Origin of the sequence: Burkholderia sp. RF7-non_BP4 (assembly GCF_001521935.1) — a bacterium.
Taxonomy (GTDB): Bacteria; Pseudomonadota; Gammaproteobacteria; order Burkholderiales; family Burkholderiaceae; genus Burkholderia; species Burkholderia diffusa.
The window spans coordinates 15,978-32,651 of the sequence record NZ_LOTA01000091.1 but is presented as its reverse complement, the minus strand read 5'-3'; the positions used below and the strand labels follow the sequence as shown (position 1 = coordinate 32,651).

At 60.8% G+C, this 16,674-nt stretch carries 26 protein-coding genes; all 26 read right to left on the bottom strand.

Annotated features, from left to right (window positions below; genetic code table 11):
* Positions 1–16: 16 nt before the first annotated feature.
* The gene (gene rplO / locus WS49_RS28835; RefSeq protein WP_006482880.1) at positions 17–451 is read right to left on the bottom strand and encodes a 50S ribosomal protein L15; all 435 of its coding nucleotides are present in this window, start codon (positions 449–451) and stop codon (positions 17–19) included.
* 26 nt (positions 452–477) lie between these two features.
* A complete protein-coding gene (gene rpmD, locus WS49_RS28830; RefSeq protein ID WP_006400644.1) occupies positions 478–660 on the bottom strand; it encodes a 50S ribosomal protein L30 in 183 nt (60 codons plus the stop codon).
* 15 nt (positions 661–675) lie between these two features.
* Complete coding sequence (gene rpsE / locus WS49_RS28825) at positions 676–1,194, bottom strand: 30S ribosomal protein S5 (protein WP_006752931.1); 519 nt, start codon at positions 1,192–1,194, stop codon at positions 676–678.
* Between the two features lie 14 nt (positions 1,195–1,208).
* Positions 1,209–1,574: a 50S ribosomal protein L18 gene (rplR, locus tag WS49_RS28820; RefSeq protein ID WP_006477183.1), complete on the bottom strand. Its 366-nt coding sequence runs from the start codon at positions 1,572–1,574 to the stop codon at positions 1,209–1,211.
* A gap of 12 nt (positions 1,575–1,586) precedes the next feature.
* Positions 1,587–2,117: a 50S ribosomal protein L6 gene (rplF, locus tag WS49_RS28815; protein WP_006758786.1), complete on the bottom strand. Its 531-nt coding sequence runs from the start codon at positions 2,115–2,117 to the stop codon at positions 1,587–1,589.
* An 18-nt stretch (positions 2,118–2,135) separates the two neighbouring features.
* On the bottom strand, positions 2,136–2,531 hold the full coding sequence (gene rpsH / locus WS49_RS28810) for a 30S ribosomal protein S8 (RefSeq protein ID WP_006477185.1): 396 nt from the start codon (positions 2,529–2,531) through the stop codon (positions 2,136–2,138).
* Positions 2,532–2,545: 14 nt separating this feature from the next.
* Positions 2,546–2,851: a 30S ribosomal protein S14 gene (gene rpsN / locus WS49_RS28805; protein ID WP_006482884.1), complete on the bottom strand. Its 306-nt coding sequence runs from the start codon at positions 2,849–2,851 to the stop codon at positions 2,546–2,548.
* Positions 2,852–2,858: 7 nt separating this feature from the next.
* Positions 2,859–3,398, bottom strand: coding sequence for a 50S ribosomal protein L5 (gene rplE / locus WS49_RS28800; protein ID WP_006482882.1), 540 nt, complete (start codon positions 3,396–3,398; stop codon positions 2,859–2,861).
* 16 nt (positions 3,399–3,414) lie between these two features.
* Positions 3,415–3,723 (bottom strand): 50S ribosomal protein L24, encoded by a 309-nt coding sequence (gene rplX / locus WS49_RS28795; RefSeq protein WP_006477187.1) that lies wholly within the window; start codon positions 3,721–3,723, stop codon positions 3,415–3,417.
* Between the two features lie 9 nt (positions 3,724–3,732).
* Positions 3,733–4,101: a 50S ribosomal protein L14 gene (rplN, locus tag WS49_RS28790; protein WP_006752929.1), complete on the bottom strand. Its 369-nt coding sequence runs from the start codon at positions 4,099–4,101 to the stop codon at positions 3,733–3,735.
* Positions 4,102–4,410: 309 nt separating this feature from the next.
* Positions 4,411–4,683, bottom strand: a complete 273-nt coding sequence (gene rpsQ / locus WS49_RS28785; protein WP_006752928.1) for a 30S ribosomal protein S17 — start codon at positions 4,681–4,683, stop codon at positions 4,411–4,413.
* Entirely contained in the window at positions 4,680–4,874 is a 195-nt protein-coding gene (gene rpmC / locus WS49_RS28780; protein ID WP_006400652.1) for a 50S ribosomal protein L29, read from the bottom strand. Before rpmC ends, rpsQ begins: the two co-directional genes overlap by 4 nt.
* Before the next feature lie 9 nt (positions 4,875–4,883).
* Positions 4,884–5,300 (bottom strand): 50S ribosomal protein L16, encoded by a 417-nt coding sequence (gene rplP / locus WS49_RS28775; RefSeq protein ID WP_059468475.1) that lies wholly within the window; start codon positions 5,298–5,300, stop codon positions 4,884–4,886.
* A gap of 2 nt (positions 5,301–5,302) precedes the next feature.
* A complete protein-coding gene (gene rpsC / locus WS49_RS28770) occupies positions 5,303–6,103 on the bottom strand; it encodes a 30S ribosomal protein S3 (RefSeq protein WP_006482899.1) in 801 nt (266 codons plus the stop codon).
* A gap of 11 nt (positions 6,104–6,114) precedes the next feature.
* A complete protein-coding gene (gene rplV, locus WS49_RS28765; RefSeq protein WP_004199272.1) occupies positions 6,115–6,444 on the bottom strand; it encodes a 50S ribosomal protein L22 in 330 nt (109 codons plus the stop codon).
* A 12-nt stretch (positions 6,445–6,456) separates the two neighbouring features.
* A complete protein-coding gene (rpsS, locus tag WS49_RS28760; protein WP_004199273.1) occupies positions 6,457–6,732 on the bottom strand; it encodes a 30S ribosomal protein S19 in 276 nt (91 codons plus the stop codon).
* A gap of 10 nt (positions 6,733–6,742) precedes the next feature.
* Positions 6,743–7,570 carry a 50S ribosomal protein L2 gene (gene rplB, locus WS49_RS28755; RefSeq protein WP_006482900.1) on the bottom strand — a complete coding sequence of 276 codons (828 nt, stop codon included), beginning with the start codon at positions 7,568–7,570 and terminating at the stop codon, positions 6,743–6,745.
* A gap of 2 nt (positions 7,571–7,572) precedes the next feature.
* Positions 7,573–7,887, bottom strand: a complete 315-nt coding sequence (gene rplW / locus WS49_RS28750; protein ID WP_004199275.1) for a 50S ribosomal protein L23 — start codon at positions 7,885–7,887, stop codon at positions 7,573–7,575.
* On the bottom strand, positions 7,884–8,504 hold the full coding sequence (gene rplD, locus WS49_RS28745) for a 50S ribosomal protein L4 (RefSeq protein ID WP_006477192.1): 621 nt from the start codon (positions 8,502–8,504) through the stop codon (positions 7,884–7,886). The genes rplW and rplD overlap by 4 nt, the downstream gene beginning before the upstream one ends.
* Positions 8,504–9,154 carry a 50S ribosomal protein L3 gene (gene rplC, locus WS49_RS28740; RefSeq protein WP_006752926.1) on the bottom strand — a complete coding sequence of 217 codons (651 nt, stop codon included), beginning with the start codon at positions 9,152–9,154 and terminating at the stop codon, positions 8,504–8,506. The genes rplD and rplC overlap by 1 nt, the downstream gene beginning before the upstream one ends.
* A gap of 178 nt (positions 9,155–9,332) precedes the next feature.
* Positions 9,333–9,644 carry a 30S ribosomal protein S10 gene (gene rpsJ / locus WS49_RS28735; protein ID WP_004199280.1) on the bottom strand — a complete coding sequence of 104 codons (312 nt, stop codon included), beginning with the start codon at positions 9,642–9,644 and terminating at the stop codon, positions 9,333–9,335.
* A 286-nt stretch (positions 9,645–9,930) separates the two neighbouring features.
* A complete protein-coding gene (gene tuf / locus WS49_RS28730) occupies positions 9,931–11,121 on the bottom strand; it encodes an elongation factor Tu (protein ID WP_006482910.1) in 1,191 nt (396 codons plus the stop codon).
* A 41-nt stretch (positions 11,122–11,162) separates the two neighbouring features.
* Positions 11,163–13,265 (bottom strand): elongation factor G, encoded by a 2,103-nt coding sequence (gene fusA, locus WS49_RS28725; RefSeq protein WP_059535572.1) that lies wholly within the window; start codon positions 13,263–13,265, stop codon positions 11,163–11,165.
* A 123-nt stretch (positions 13,266–13,388) separates the two neighbouring features.
* Complete coding sequence (rpsG, locus tag WS49_RS28720; RefSeq protein WP_034209730.1) at positions 13,389–13,859, bottom strand: 30S ribosomal protein S7; 471 nt, start codon at positions 13,857–13,859, stop codon at positions 13,389–13,391.
* 172 nt (positions 13,860–14,031) lie between these two features.
* Complete coding sequence (rpsL, locus tag WS49_RS28715; RefSeq protein WP_006400662.1) at positions 14,032–14,412, bottom strand: 30S ribosomal protein S12; 381 nt, start codon at positions 14,410–14,412, stop codon at positions 14,032–14,034.
* 227 nt (positions 14,413–14,639) lie between these two features.
* Complete coding sequence (gene recQ, locus WS49_RS28710; protein ID WP_059535570.1) at positions 14,640–16,487, bottom strand: DNA helicase RecQ; 1,848 nt, start codon at positions 16,485–16,487, stop codon at positions 14,640–14,642.
* Positions 16,488–16,674 lie beyond the last annotated feature (187 nt).

Here is a 16,674-nt window from a genome sequence, read left to right as displayed (position 1 = left end):
CGACGCGCTACGCGTGTCACTCGGCGAACGAACCGCCAGCCGCTTCGATCGCAGCGCGCGCACCCTTGGTGGCACCGAGACCCTTCACGACGATCTTGCGCTTCAGTTCGCCCGTCGCGATGATCTTTGCGCTCTTCGTCAGCTCGCCGACCAGGCCGGCTTGCTTCAGTGCGAGCAGATCGATTTCATCGACCGGCAGCTTCTCGAGGTCGCCCAGGCGCACTTCACCGACGAATTCCTTCGTCAGCGACGTGAAGCCGCGCTTCGGCAGACGACGTTGCAGCGGCATCTGACCGCCTTCGAAACCGACTTTGTGGAAGCCGCCCGAACGCGATTTCTGACCCTTGTGACCACGGCCAGCCGTCTTGCCGAGGCCCGAACCGATGCCGCGGCCGACGCGACGCTTGGCGTGCTTGGCGCCAGCGGCCGGCTTCAGGTTATTCAATTCCATATCAACTCCTTGATCCGTAGGGCCGCTTACGCGATGACCTTAACGAGGTACGAGACCTTGTTGATCATGCCGCGGACCGCCGGCGTGTCCTGCAGCTCGCTAACCGAGTTGAGTCGGCGCAGGCCCAGGCCACGCACGGTCGCGCGGTGCGATTCGCGGGTCCCGATCAGGCTCTTAACGAGCTGAACCTTGACAGTTTTTTCAGACATGGTGACCACCCGGGCTTAGCCCAAAATATCTTCGACGGACTTGCCGCGCTTCGCCGCGATGTCTGCCGGGGTCGACTGCTTGCGCAGACCGTCCAGCGTGGCGCGAACGAGGTTGTACGGGTTCGTCGAACCGTGGCTCTTTGCCACGACGTTCTGAACGCCCATCACGTCGAACACTGCGCGCATCGGGCCGCCGGCGATCACGCCCGTACCTGCCTTCGCCGGAGCGAGGAGGACAGCGGATGCGCCATGCTTGCCGTGCACTTCGTGCTGCAGCGTGCCGTTCTTGAGCGGCACCTTGAACATGTTGCGGCGAGCTTGTTCCATTGCCTTCTGGACAGCGACCGGCACTTCCTTCGCCTTGCCCTTGCCCATACCGATGCGGCCATCACCGTCGCCGACCACGGTCAGTGCGGCGAAGCCGAGAATACGGCCACCCTTCACGACCTTGGTCACGCGGTTGACCGAAATCATCTTTTCGCGAAGGCCGTCGTCGCGCTCGTCAGCCTGAACTTTCGCTTGCATCTTTGCCATGACGAATTCCTTCCTTAGAACTTGAGCCCAGCTTCGCGAGCTGCCTCAGCCAGCGCCTTGACGCGGCCATGGTAGCGGAAGCCCGAGCGGTCGAAGGCGACGGATTCGATGCCGGCGGCCTTTGCCTTCTCGGCAATACGCTTGCCGATCAGCGTCGCAGCATTAACGTTACCGCCCTTGCCCGACTTGTCGGCCAGTTCGGCGCGCACTTCTGCTTCGAGCGTCGACGCGCTGGCGAGCACCTTGGTGCCGCAGGGCGAGAACACTTGAGCGTAGATGTGCGTGTTCGTGCGATGCACGGCGAGACGCGCGACCTGCAGCTCAGCGATCTTGATACGCGTCTGGCGAGCGCGGCGCAGGCGAGATTGAGTCTTATCCATGATTGCGCACCCTTACTTCTTCTTCGTTTCTTTGAGGATCACAACCTCGTCGGAATAGCGCACGCCCTTGCCCTTGTAGGGCTCCGGCGGACGGTAACCGCGGACTTCCGCAGCCACTTGACCGACTTGTTGCTTGTTGATCCCCTTGATCACGATTTCGGTTTGCGTCGGGGTTTCAGCCTTGACGCCTTCCGGCATCTGGTGCACCACCGGGTGCGAGAAACCCAGCGACAGGTTCAGCTTGTCGCCTTGCGCTTGCGCACGATAACCGACGCCAACCAGCGTCAGCTTGCGCTCGAAACCCTTGGTCACGCCGTGCACGGCATTCGCGATGATCGCGCGCATCGTGCCCGACAGTGCGTTTGCTTCGCGGCTTTCGTCGACCGGCGACAGATTCAGCGTGCCGTCGTTGTTCGCCACGTTCACGAGCGGATTGATCGCTTGCGTGATGGTGCCCAGCGGGCCCTTGACGGTGATAGCACCGTCGGCCAGCTTGACTTCCGCGCCTTGCAGCGCGATCGGGCTCTTACCTACTCGAGACATGTTTCTCTCTCCTCGGCTTTAAGCGACGTAGCAGATGACTTCGCCGCCGACGCCGGTAGCGCGCGCCTTGCGGTCGGTCATCACGCCCTTCGGCGTCGACACGATTGCCACGCCCAGGCCATTCATGACCTGCGGAATGTCGTTACGGCCGCGGTACACGCGCAGACCAGGCTTCGACACGCGCTCGAGGCGTTCGATGACCGGGCGACCTGCGTAGTACTTCAGCGCGATATTCAGTTCGGACTTCGCACCTTCCGCCTTGACGGCGAAATCGTCGATATAACCTTCGTCCTTCAGGACTTGCGCGATTGCAACCTTGACCTTCGACGAGGGCATCGCGACCGATACCTTCTCGACCATCTGCGCGTTGCGGATGCGAGTCAGCATATCGGCGATAGGATCACTCATGCTCATTTACGTTTCTCCTATTACCAGCTCGCCTTGGTCAGGCCAGGAATCTCGCCACGGAATGCGATTTCACGAATCTTGTTACGCGCGAGGCCGAATTTACGGAACGTGCCACGCGGACGGCCCGTGATCGCGCAGCGGTTACGCTGGCGGGTCGGGTTTGCGTTGCGGGGCAGTTGCTGCAGCTCAAGGCGTGCTTCGTAGCGCTCTTCTTCCGACTTGCTTTGGTCTTCGACGATCGCCTTCAGCGCTTCGCGCTTTGCTGCGAACTTCGCGACCAGGCGGGCGCGCTTCTTTTCACGTTCGATCAGTGCCAGTTTAGCCACGGTAACCTCAGTTTCTGAACGGGAACTTGAAGCTGGCGAGCAGTGCCTTTGCTTCGTCGTCGGTCTTCGCAGTCGTCGTGATGCTGATGTTCAGCCCACGCAGTGCGTCGATCTTGTCGTAGTCGATTTCGGGGAAAATGATCTGCTCTTTCACACCGATGTTGTAGTTGCCGCGGCCATCGAAAGCACGGCCCGACACACCGCGGAAGTCACGCACGCGGGGCAGGGCAACGGTCACGAAACGGTCGAGGAATTCGTACATCGCACGACCACGCAGCGTCACCATCGCGCCGATCGGGTAGCCCTGGCGGATCTTGAAGCCTGCGATTGCCTTGCGCGCCTTCGTGACGACCGGCTTCTGACCAGCGATCTTCGTGAGGTCGCCAACGGCGTTCTCGATGATCTTCTTGTCAGCGATCGCTTCGCCAAGACCCATGTTCAGCGTGATCTTGGTGATGCGCGGCACTTCCATGACCGACTTGTAACCGAACTTCTCGATCAGGCCGGGCACAACCTTTTCTTTGTAAAACTCTTGAAAACGAGCCATTTTTTACTCCGCTGCGTCAGGCGCTCAGTACGGCACCGGTCGTCTTCAGGAAGCGAACCTTCTTGCCTTCCTCGACCTTGATGCCAACACGCGACGCCTTGCCATTCGCGTCGACCAGTGCGACGTTCGAAATATGCAGGGGCATCGTCTTCGCTTCCACGCCGCCCGTCGTACCCTTCATCGGGTTCGGCTTCACATGCTTCTTGACGAGGTTGATACCTTCAACCGTCACATGTTCTGCACCGACAGCCAGCACGACGCCGCGCTTGCCCTTGTCCTTGCCAGTGACGACGATAACTTCGTCACCTTTGCGAATCTTGTTCATCGCGACTCCTTACAGCACTTCCGGCGCCAGCGAAACGATCTTCATGAATCGTTCGCTACGCAGCTCACGCGTCACCGGCCCGAAGATACGGGTGCCGATCGGCTCAAGCTTGTTATTCAAAAGCACAGCGGCGTTGCCGTCGAACTTGATCAGCGAGCCGTCTTGACGACGAACACCCTTGGCGGTGCGGACCACCACGGCGTTGTAGATTTCGCCTTTCTTCACGCGCCCGCGCGGCGTTGCTTCTTTGACGGTCACCTTGATGATGTCGCCAATGCCGGCATAACGACGCTTCGAGCCGCCGAGCACCTTGATGCACATGACTTCACGCGCACCCGTGTTGTCGGCTACTTCGAGCCGAGATTCGGTCTGGATCATGGTTTGTCTTTCCCAACTTAATCCGGATGCACCACCATGATGCATTCGGTCAGTCTTGGTCCCGTCAGCCAATCGGCTGCTTGGGTTGGAACAGCAGCGACGGCAAACGAAACCCGCCATCGCAATTCGGTGAATCTTTCGGACAGGCTGGCGCCAGTCCGCTTCCCCCACCAACTTCGCCCGCGACGGGGCTCCCATAAAGAGGGAAGACCGGGATTATAACAAATAATCCCGGTCACGCAAGCAAAAACTTTGCGATTTCAAGCACTTCTTGGCGAAGTGCCTGTTACTGCCTACTGCTCTGCCCGCTTAGATGACGCGAGCTGCTTCGACGAGGCGCGACACCGTCCAGGCCTTCGTCTTCGAAACAGGACGAGTTTCCTGGATTTCGACGAGATCGCCTTCGTTGCAGGTGTTCGCTTCATCATGCGCGTGGTACTTCTTCGAGCGCACGACATACTTGCCGTAGATCGGGTGCTTGACGCGGTGCTCGATCAGCACGGTGACGGTCTTGTCCATCTTGTTGCTGACGACCCGACCGACCAGCGTCCGCTTCAGCGAGGTTTTCACGCTATCGTTCATTTCTGGTTCGCCTTCTGAGTCATGACGGTCCGCACACGTGCGATGTCGCGACGAACCTTCTTCAGCTGGCTCGTGTTCGTGAGCTGCTGGGTCGCGAGTTGCATGCGCAGGCCGAATTGCGCCTTCAGCAGGTCCGCCAGCTCCTTGTTGAGCGCGGCCTGGTCTTTCTGGAGAAGTTCGGAAGCCTTCATGTTTTCTCCTTAGGCGCCGAGCTGGCGCACGATGAACGTCGTCTTCAGCGGCAGCTTCGCTGCGGCCAGACGGAACGCTTCGCGTGCCAGTTCTTCGGTTACGCCGTCCATTTCATAGAGCATCTTGCCCGGCTGGATTTCGGCGACGTAGTACTCCGGGTTACCCTTACCGTTACCCATACGCACTTCTGCCGGCTTTTGCGAAATCGGCTTGTCCGGGAAGATCCGGATCCAGATGCGGCCGCCACGCTTGATGTGACGCGTCATTGCACGACGCGCCGCTTCAATTTGACGTGCGGTCAAACGACCGCGACCGATCGCCTTCAGACCGAATTCACCGAACGACACTGCGTTGCCGCGCGTCGCCTTGCCGGTGTTACGACCCTTCTGCTCTTTACGATACTTCCTGCGTTTCGGTTGCAGCATCGTTATTCTCCCGTCTTGCCGTCTTCGGGCTTGCCGGCGCCACGGCGCGGTGCGCCACGACGAGCACCCGGAGCGCCGCCTTCGCCGTCACGGCGCGGACGACGGTCGCCCGGACGCGCATTGCGACGCGGACGCTTGTCTTCGGCTACTTCTTCGACCACCGGCGCGTCATTGCGGCCGAGCGTGTCGCCCTTGTACACCCATACCTTGACGCCGATGATGCCGTAGGTCGTCTTCGCTTCCGAGGTCGCGTAGTCGATGTCGGCACGCAGCGTGTGAAGGGGCACGCGACCTTCGCGATACCACTCCGTACGAGCGATTTCGATACCGTTCAGACGGCCTGCGCTCATGATCTTGATGCCTTGGGCACCCAGACGCATCGCGTTCTGCATCGCACGCTTCATCGCGCGACGGAACATGATCCGGCGCTCGAGCTGTTGCGTGATCGAGTCAGCGATCAGTTGCGCATCGGTTTCCGGCTTGCGGATTTCTTCGATGTTGACGTGAACCGGCACGCCCATGCGGCGTTGCAGTTCCGTCTTCAGCTGTTCGATATCCTCGCCCTTCTTGCCGATGACGACGCCCGGACGCGAGCTGTAAATCGTGATGCGCGCGTTCTTTGCCGGACGCTCGATGACGACCCGACCGACCGAAGCGTTCTTCAGCTTCTTCTTCAGGTATTCACGAACACCGATGTCTTCCTGCAGCATCGCCGCGAAATTGTTGTTGTTCGCGTACCAACGCGAAGCCCAATTGCGGCTGACAGCCAGGCGGAAGCCAGTCGGATGAATTTTCTGTCCCATCGTATGGCTCCTTAATTCCCGACCGTCACAGTGATGTGACAGGATTGCTTCTCGATGCGGTTACCGCGGCCCTTGGCGCGCGCGGTGAAACGCTTGAGCGATGCAGCCTTGTCGACGTAGATGCTCTTGATCTTGAGCTCGTCGATATCAGCGCCTTCGTTGTGCTCCGCATTCGCGATTGCCGACAGCACAACCTTCTTCACGATGCCAGCCGCCTTCTTCGGCGAGAACGTCAGAACGTTCAGCGCCTTGTCGACCGGCAAACCGCGGATCTGGTCAGCCACAAGGCGCGTTTTTTGCGCCGAGATGCGGGCACCGCGATGAATTGCTTTCACTTCCATCTTGATTGCCCCTTATTTCTTGGCCTTCTTGTCGGCCGCGTGACCCTTGAACGTACGGGTCAGTGCGAACTCGCCAAGCTTGTGGCCGACCATGTTTTCCGAGATGTACACCGGAACGTGTTGACGGCCGTTGTGAACAGCGATCGTCAGGCCGATGAAATCCGGCAGAATCGTCGAGCGACGCGACCAGGTCTTGATCGGCTTTTTGTCGCGCGAAGCTGCAGCCGCCTCAACTTTCTTCAGCAAATGGGCGTCGCAGAACGGACCTTTTTTTACAGAACGTGCCATTGCCTACTCCTTAACGCTTGTGACGGCGCTGGACGATCATCGTCGTCGTGCGCTTGTTGCTGCGGGTGCGGTAACCCTTAGCCGGCGTACCCCACGGGCTCACCGGGTCGCGACCTGCAGCCGTCTTGCCCTCACCACCACCGTGCGGGTGATCAACCGGGTTCATCGCAACGCCACGCACCGTCGGGCGGATACCGCGCCAGCGGTTCGCGCCAGCCTTGCCGATTTGGCGCAGGCTATGCTCTTCGTTGCCGACTTCACCGATCGTTGCACGGCACTCGATGTGCACGCGGCGGATTTCGCCCGAACGCAGACGAACCTGCGCGTAGACGCCTTCACGTGCCAGCAGCATGGCCGACGTGCCAGCCGAACGCGCCATTTGCGCGCCCTTGCCCGGCAGCATCTCGATGCAGTGGATCGTCGTACCGACCGGAATGTTGCGGATCGGCAGCGTGTTGCCTGCACGGATCGGCGCTTCCGAACCCGACATCAGCTGTTGGCCGACGGTCAGGCCCTTCGGGGCGATGATGTAGCGACGCTCGCCGTCTGCGTAGAGCACCAGCGCGATGTTCGCGCTACGGTTCGGGTCGTACTCGAGACGCTCGACCTTTGCCGGGATGCCGTCCTTCGTGCGACGGAAATCGACGATACGGTAATGCTGCTTGTGACCACCACCCTTGTGACGCGTGGTGATGCGGCCGTTGTTGTTACGGCCGGCGGTCGAGCTCTGCGAGTCGAGCAGTGCCGCGAACGGCTTGCCCTGGTGCAGATTCTTGTTGACCACCTTGACCATCGCGCGGCGACCCGGCGAAGTCGGTTTAACTTTCACGATTGCCATGATTACTTGGCCTCCGCTTCAAAGTTGATTTCCTGGCCGGGCTTCAGGCAAACGTACGCCTTCTTCACGTCCTTACGGCGGCCCATCGAACGGCCGAAGCGCTTTTGCTTGCCCTTCTGAACCAGCACGTTGACCGAATCAACTTCAACCTTGAACAGCAGCTCGACAGCCGCCTTCACTTCCTGCTTCGTGGCATCCGGTGCGACTTCGAACACGACCTGCTCGTTCTTGTCGGCAACCAGCGTCGCCTTTTCCGAGATCACCGGTGCGAGCAGGACCTGCATCAAACGATGATCGTTCTTGCGAATCTCGCTCATGACAGCAACTCCTCGATCTGGGCGACCGCAGCCTTCGTGACCAGCACTTTCTTGAAGTAGATCAGCGACAGCGGGTCAGCGTAGCGCGGCTCGACAATCGCCACGTGCGGCAGGTTGCGCGAAGCCAGGTACAGGTTCTCGTCGACCGTGTCCGTAATGATCAGCACGGAGTCGAGACCCATGGTCTTGAATTTGTCAGCCAGCAGCTTGGTCTTCGGCGCTTCGAGGATGATGTCCTCGACGACCGACAGACGGCCTTCACGGGCCAGCTGCGAGAAGATCGAGCAGAGACCTGCGCGATGCATCTTCTTGTTGACCTTGTGCGAGAAGTTCTCTTCCGGCGAGTTCGGGAAGATGCGACCACCGCCACGCCACAGCGGGCTCGACGACATACCGGCACGAGCGCGGCCCGTACCCTTCTGACGCCACGGCTTCTTGGTGGTGTGCTTGACTTGCTCACGGTCCTTCTGTGCGCGGTTACCCTGGCGAGCATTCGCCTGGTACGCGACGACGACCTGGTGGATCAGCGCTTCGTTGTAGTCACGACCGAACACGACGTCCGACGCGTTGACCACTGCACCTTCCTGACCATTTTCGTTCAGGAGCTTGAGTTCCATTATTTCGCCCCCTTGGTCTTGACGGCCGGCGTCACGAAAACCTTGCCGCCCTTCGCGCCCGGAATCGCACCCTTGACGAGCAGCAGCTTGCGCTCTGCGTCGATACGAGCGATTTCGAGGTTCTGCACCGTCACCGTAACGTCACCGAGGTGACCCGTCATGCGCTTACCCGGGAAAACGCGACCCGGATCCTGCGCCATACCGATCGAGCCCGGCACGTTGTGCGAGCGCGAGTTACCGTGGGTAGCACGGCCGGAGGAGAAGTTGTAACGCTTGATCGTACCGGCGTAGCCCTTACCGATCGACACGCCTTGCACGTCGACCTTCTGGCCCACTTCGAAAAGATCAGCACCGACCACGGCGCCATTCGACAGCTCAGCTGCCTTGGCCGCGTCAATGCGGAATTCCTTGAGGATTTCACCGGCTTCGACACCGGCTTTGGCGAGATGACCTGCCAGCGGCTTCGTCACGCGCGATGCGCGGCGGGAGCCGAATGCAACCTGCACGGCCGTGTAGCCGTCGGTTTCAACAGTCTTGATCTGCGTCACGCGGTTGTCCGACACGTCCAGCACGGTGACGGGAATCGAATCCCCTTCAGCCGTGAAGATACGGGTCATGCCAACCTTGCGACCTACGAGTCCAAGGCTCATCATTTTCTCCATTCCCGACTGCGATTGGTCGGGGCTGATTTACAAAATGCCAGGCACGCAAGGCCCAACTTTTTTACGCGAATACGCGAAAAGCCAAGCAGTATAGCCCGACTTATCGATTTCCGCAAGCAATACAAAGACTTAGCACCGCCCGGCACGCCAGATGGCGCCGAAAGCCTTACTGCAGCTTGATTTCCACGTCGACGCCAGCCGGCAGGTCGAGCTTCATCAGCGCGTCAACCGTCTTGTCGGTCGGATCGACGATGTCCATCAGGCGCTGGTGGGTACGGATTTCGAGCTGATCGCGCGACGTCTTGTTGACGTGCGGCGAACGCAGGATGTCAAAACGCTGGATGCGCGTCGGCAGCGGCACCGGGCCACGGACGATTGCGCCAGTCCGCTTCGCGGTATCGACGATTTCGGCAGCCGATTGATCGATCAGACGATAGTCGAAAGCCTTCAGGCGAATGCGGATTTTCTGTTGCTGCATGACGATTCCTTGAAAAGAGCGAGGCGATGTTGCATCGCCGGACACTAAAAGAACGCGAAACCTGTTACCTGCGGGGAGCGAGGCGCCAGCTTCCGAACGGTACTTCCACTGCTAAGCCCGCGATTCTACACGAAAAATCGGAATGGTGGTATGCGTTTATCAAGACGGCAACGCGCACGCCACAAAGACAAAACCGGGTGCCAGATCAAACTGGACACCCGGTTTCGACGGTACGACTGCCTACCGTGGAATCGCGGACCCCGGAGGGATCCGCGGATCGTCGATGTTACTCGATGATCTTGGCGACGACGCCGGCGCCGACGGTACGGCCGCCTTCGCGGATTGCGAAGCGCAGACCTTCTTCCATCGCGATCGGAGCGATCAGCTTCACCGTGATCGACACGTTGTCGCCCGGCATCACCATTTCCTTGTCCTTCGGCAGCTCGATCGAGCCCGTCACGTCCGTCGTACGGAAGTAGAACTGCGGACGGTAGTTGTTGAAGAACGGCGTGTGACGGCCGCCTTCGTCCTTGCTCAGCACGTACACTTCAGCCGTGAAGTGCGTGTGCGGCGTGATCGAACCCGGCTTCGCCAGAACCTGACCACGCTCCACGTCTTCACGCTTCGTGCCGCGCAGCAGGATACCGACGTTGTCGCCTGCCTGACCTTGGTCCAGCAGCTTGCGGAACATTTCAACGCCCGTGCAGGTCGTCTTCACCGTCGGCTTGATACCGACGATTTCGATTTCCTCGCCGACCTTCACGATGCCGCGCTCGACACGACCCGTCACCACCGTACCGCGGCCCGAGATCGAGAACACGTCTTCCACCGGCATCAGGAACGCGCCGTCAACTGCACGCTCCGGCGTCGGGATGTACGTGTCCAGTGCATCTGCCAGGCTCATGATCGCCACTTCGCCCAGCTCGCCCGTGTCGCCTTCCAGCGCCAGCTTCGCCGAACCCTTCACGATCGGCGTGTCGTCGCCCGGGAAGTCGTACTTCGACAGCAGTTCGCGAACTTCCATCTCGACCAGCTCGAGCAGTTCAGCGTCGTCCACCATGTCGCACTTGTTCAGGAACACGATGATGTACGGAACGCCAACCTGACGCGCCAGCAGGATGTGCTCACGCGTTTGCGGCATCGGGCCGTCTGCTGCCGAGCAAACCAGGATCGCGCCGTCCATCTGCGCTGCGCCCGTGATCATGTTCTTCACATAGTCAGCGTGGCCCGGGCAGTCGACGTGTGCGTAGTGGCGGTTTGCCGTTTCGTACTCGACGTGTGCCGTGTTGATCGTGATGCCGCGCGCCTTTTCTTCCGGTGCCGCGTCGATCTGGTCGTAGGCCTTCGCTTCGCCGCCGAACTTCTTCGTCAGAACCGTCGTGATCGCTGCCGTCAGCGTCGTCTTGCCGTGGTCAACGTGACCAATCGTACCAACGTTGACGTGCGGCTTGGTCCGCTCAAACTTTTCTTTTGCCATGATTCTCTTCTTTCAAAAAATATCGGTTGGTAGCTTCAGATTTACTTCGACTTCGCGCTGATGATCGCTTCAGCAACGTTGCGCGGAGCTTCAGCGTAGTGCTTGAACTCCATCGTGTACGTTGCACGACCTTGCGTCAGCGAACGCAGCGACGTCGAGTAACCGAACATTTCCGACAGCGGCACTTCGGCGCGAACGATCTTGCCGCCGCCAACCATGTCTTCCATGCCCTGGACGATACCGCGACGGCCCGACAGGTCGCCCATCACGTTGCCCATGTAGTCTTCCGGCGTCTCGACTTCGACAGCCATCATCGGCTCGAGGACGACCGGGTTCGCCTTGCGCATCGCTTCCTTGAACGCCATCGAACCGGCCATGCGGAACGCGTTTTCGTTCGAGTCAACGTCGTGGTACGAACCGAACGTCAGGTGAACCTTCACGTCGACGACCGGGAAGCCAGCCAGCACGCCCGACTTCAGCGTGTCCTGGATACCCTTGTCGACCGCCGGGATGTATTCACGCGGAATCACACCACCCTTGATCTCGTCGAAGAACTCGTAGCCCTTGCCCTGTTCGTTCGGCTCGAGCGTGATGACCGCGTGACCGTACTGACCGCGACCACCCGACTGCTTGACGAACTTGCCGTCGACGTCCTTCGCCGTCGAACGGATCGTTTCGCGGTATGCAACCTGCGGCTTGCCGACGGTCGCTTCCACGCCGAATTCACGCTTCATCCGGTCGACCAGAATTTCGAGGTGGAGCTCGCCCATGCCCGAAATGATGGTCTGGCCCGATTCTTCGTCGGTCTGCACGCGGAACGACGGGTCTTCCTGCGCCAGACGGTTCAGCGCGAGGCCCATCTTTTCCTGGTCAGCCTTGGTCTTCGGCTCGACAGCCTGCGAAATCACCGGCTCCGGGAACACCATGCGCTCGAGAACGATCGGGTTCGCCGGGTCGCACAGCGTGTCGCCCGTGGTCGCTTCCTTCAGGCCGACCGCAGCAGCGATGTCGCCTGCACGGACTTCCTTGATTTCTTCACGCTGGTTCGCGTGCATCTGCAGAATACGACCGAGGCGTTCCTTCTTGCCCTTGGTCGAGTTCAGCAGCGTGTCGCCCGAGTTGACGACGCCCGAGTACACACGGAAGAAGATCAGCTGGCCGACGAACGGGTCGGTCATGATCTTGAACGCGAGCGACGAGAACTTCTCGTCGTCCGACGCCTTGCGCTCTGCTTCTTCACCGTTTTCGAGCTCGCCCTTGACCGGCGGGATGTCGACCGGCGACGGCAGGAAGTCGATCACGGCGTCGAGCATACGCTGCACGCCCTTGTTCTTGAACGCGGTACCGCACAGCATCGGCTGGATTTCGCACGCGATCGTACGGTCGCGCAGCGCCTTGACGATGTCGGCTTCCGGCAGATCGCCTTCTTCCAGGTACTTGTTCATCAGGTCTTCGCTGGCTTCAGCAGCCACTTCGACCATCTTTTCGCGCCATTCCTTGCAGGTCTCGGCGAGCTCGGCCGGGATGTCGACGTAGTCGAACTTCGTGCCTTGCGACGCTTCGTCCCAAATGATCGCCTTCATCTTGATCAGGTCGACCACGCCCTTGAAGTTTTCTTCCGAGCCGATCGGCACCACGACCGGAACCGGGTTCGCCTTCAGGCGCAGACGGAGCTGGTCGTAGACCTTGAAGAAGTTCGCGCCGGTACGGTCCATCTTGTTGACGAACGCGAGACGGGGCACCTTGTACTTGTTAGCCTGGCGCCACACCGTTTCCGACTGCGGCTGCACACCGCCCACTGCGCAGTACACCATGCACGCGCCATCGAGCACGCGCATCGAACGCTCCACTTCGATCGTGAAGTCGACGTGGCCCGGGGTGTCGATGATGTTGATGCGGTGTTCCGGATAGTTGCCGCCCATGCCTTTCCAGAAGGCCGTGGTAGCAGCGGACGTGATCGTGATGCCACGCTCCTGTTCCTGCTCCATCCAGTCCATCGTTGCTGCGCCGTCGTGGACTTCACCGATCTTGTGGTTCACACCGGTGTAAAACAGAATGCGCTCGGTCGTCGTCGTCTTGCCGGCGTCGATGTGAGCGCTAATACCGATATTGCGGTAGCGCTCGATAGGAGTCTTGCGAGCCACTTTGATCCTCTACTGGGATAACACGATGCAGCCCTGCTGCATCATGCTTCAACACAAACGGGCGAGGCGCCTGAAAAGCGCACCCGCCCGGAATTTATTTCCGCAAACAGCCCAGCCAGGCGCTTAGAAACGGAAATGCGAGAACGCGCGGTTGGCTTCTGCCATGCGGTGAACTTCATCGCGCTTCTTCATCGCGCCGCCACGGCCTTCGGCCGCTTCGGTGAGTTCACCTGCCAGACGCAGAGCCATCGACTTCTCGCTGCGCTTCTTCGCAGCCTCACGCAGCCAGCGCATCGCCAATGCCATACGACGCGACGGGCGCACTTCGACCGGAACCTGATAGTTGGCACCACCAACGCGACGGCTCTTCACTTCGACCACCGGCTTCACGTTGTTGAGCGCAACGGTGAACACTTCCAGCGGGTCCTTGCCACCCTTGGTCTGGATTTGTTCGAATGCGCCATAAACGATGCGCTCTGCGACCGACTTCTTGCCGGACAGCATCAGCATGTTCATGAACTTGGCTACATCAACGTTGCCGAACTTCGGATCCGGCAACACTTCCCGCTTGGGGACTTCGCGACGACGCGGCATGATTCTTCCTTTACCTGTTCAGTTGGAGCTGCATCCAGCCCCGCGGTCACCAACAAACCCGATCACATCTTCACGACTAACCAGCTTGGCCGGGTGACCACTTACTCGACAGCACCGGCAATCCGGCACTCCCGCCTTGACCGCCCTGCGGCGATCCCTGATCAAAAACTGCTTACTTGGCAGCCTTTGCACGCTTCGCGCCGTACTTCGAGCGCGCTTGCTTACGGTCCTTGACGCCCTGGGTATCCAGCGAGCCGCGAACCATGTGGTAACGCACACCCGGCAAGTCCTTCACACGGCCGCCGCGGATCAGCACAACCGAGTGTTCCTGCAGGTTGTGGCCTTCACCGCCGATGTACGAAATCACTTCGAAGCCGTTCGTCAGACGAACCTTGGCGACCTTACGGAGTGCCGAGTTCGGCTTCTTCGGCGTCGTCGTGTACACACGGGTGCACACGCCGCGACGCTGGGGGCAGTCCTGCAGGGCCGGGCTCTTGCTCTTCGTCGTTTCCGACTGACGGCCTTTGCGAACCAGTTGGTTGATGGTTGGCATTGTTTATTCCTGAAATTGAACAAAATCTGCACATCGATTTCGGGCAAAGCGAGAATCGACGCACAGTTGACTTCCGAACCGGCGATACGGACACGAACCTTCGAACGCGACTCGGCCCACCGAATACCGGAACCCAGCATGATATTCCGGAAATACCAACTAAGTCAACGGCTTGCGTGATTTGCCAGCCGCGCGGGCGGTTTACCGGAAGGGTCGGAACACCTGTGTCATGCCGATTCGACGACGTCGATGATCTCGTCGCCGAAGCGTTCCAGCTTGCGCACGCCCATGCCGGGGATGTGGCGCAGGTCGTCGATCGTCTCCGGCGCGTTGCGCGCGATTTCGGCCAGCGTCGCGTCGTGGAAAATCACGTAGGCCGGCACGCCGTCTGACTTCGCGGTTTCCGCGCGCCACGCGCGCAGCGCATCCCAGCGTGCGCGCTCGCGCGTGCCCATGCCGGCCGTCGGGTCGACCCGCGTGCCGCTGCGGCTCGACGACTGGCGCGTGCGCTGTGGCTTCACGTAGCGGCGCAGCGTGACCTTCTCTTCGTTCTTCAGCACCGGCTTCGCGGCCTCGGTCAGCATCAGCGCGCCGAAGCCGCCATGGTCGACCGCCAGATAGCCGTACGCCACGAGCTGCCGGAAAATCGCGCGCCACTCGGGCTCGGACAGCGACGCGCCGATCCCGAACGTACTGAGCTGGTCGTGGCCGCGCTGCAGCACCTTCTCGGTGCGGCCGCCGCGCAGGATCTCGATCAGATGGCTCGAACCGAAATTGAAGCCGCTCGCGCGCTGCGCGCGGAATACGCACGACAGCGCCATCTGCGCCTCGCGCGTTGCGTCCCACGAATCAGGCGGCTCGAGGCACGTGTCGCAGTTTCCGCACGGCTGGCTCGCCTCGCCGAAGTAGTTCAGAAGCCGCACACGCCGGCACGAGATCGTCTCGCACAGCCCGAGCAGCGCATCGAGCTTCGACGTCTGCACGCGCTTGTGCGCGTCGTCCGCATCGGACTCGTCGATCATCTTGCGCTGCTGGACGACGTCGCCGAGCCCATACGCCATCCACGCGTTCGCCGGCATCCCGTCGCGGCCCGCACGGCCGGTTTCCTGGTAGTAGCCTTCGACGCTCTTCGGCAAATCGAGATGGGCGACGAAGCGCACGTCCGGCTTGTCGATGCCCATGCCGAACGCGATGGTCGCGCACATCACGATGCCTTCCTCGCGCTGGAACATTTCCTGGTGCTTCTGTCGCACCTCGAACTCCATCCCCGCGTGATACGGCAGCGCGCGCACGCCCTGTGCCTTCAGCCATTCGGCCGTTTCCTCGACCTTGCGGCGCGACAGGCAGTAGACGACGCCCGCGTCGGTCGTGCCGTCCGCGTTCGTGTGCTCCGCGCGGATGAAGTCGAGCAGCTGCGCGCGCGCGTTGTCCTTCTCGACGATCCGGTAGCGGATGTTCGGCCGGTCGAAGCTCGACACGAACACGCGCGCATCGTCGAGCGCGAGGCGATGGATGATCTCGTCTCGCGTGATCGCGTCGGCGGTAGCCGTCAGCGCGATGCGCGGCACCGACGGGAAACGCTCGTGCAGCACCGACAGCTGGATGTATTCGGGACGGAAGTCATGCCCCCACTGCGACACGCAGTGCGCCTCGTCGATCGCGAACAGGCCGATCTTCGCGCGCTCGAGCAGGTCGAGGAAGCGCCCGGTCATCAAACGCTCCGGCGCGACGTACAGCAGGTCGATCTCGCCCTCGCGCAGCGCGCGCTCGGTCGCCGCGGCCTCGGCGCCCGACAGCGTCGAGTTCAGGTAGGCCGCGCGCACGCCGACTTCGCTGAGCGCGGCGACCTGGTCCTGCATCAGCGCGATCAGCGGCGATACCACGATGCCGGCGCCCTGCCCGGCTTCGCGACGCAGCAGCGCCGGAATCTGGTAGCACAGCGACTTGCCGCCGCCCGTCGGCATCAGCACGAGGCAATCGCCGCCGCCGGCGACATGTTCGACGATCTCGCCCTGCTGGCCGCGAAATGCGGAATAACCAAAGACTTCGTCGAGGATTTCGAGGGCGCGGGACATGAATGATGAGAACGAGGACGGCGGAACGATGACCGCGATTTTAACAACCCGCTCGCGCAGCGCGCGGCGAATCGTGCAACGTTGGCCAATCGACCGAGTTCGTTCGCGCACATGACGGGCCTGCGCAAGCGTGCGGCAAGCCCGTCATGCACGTGAACGACGAATAAAAAAAACCGCCCGGCGGACC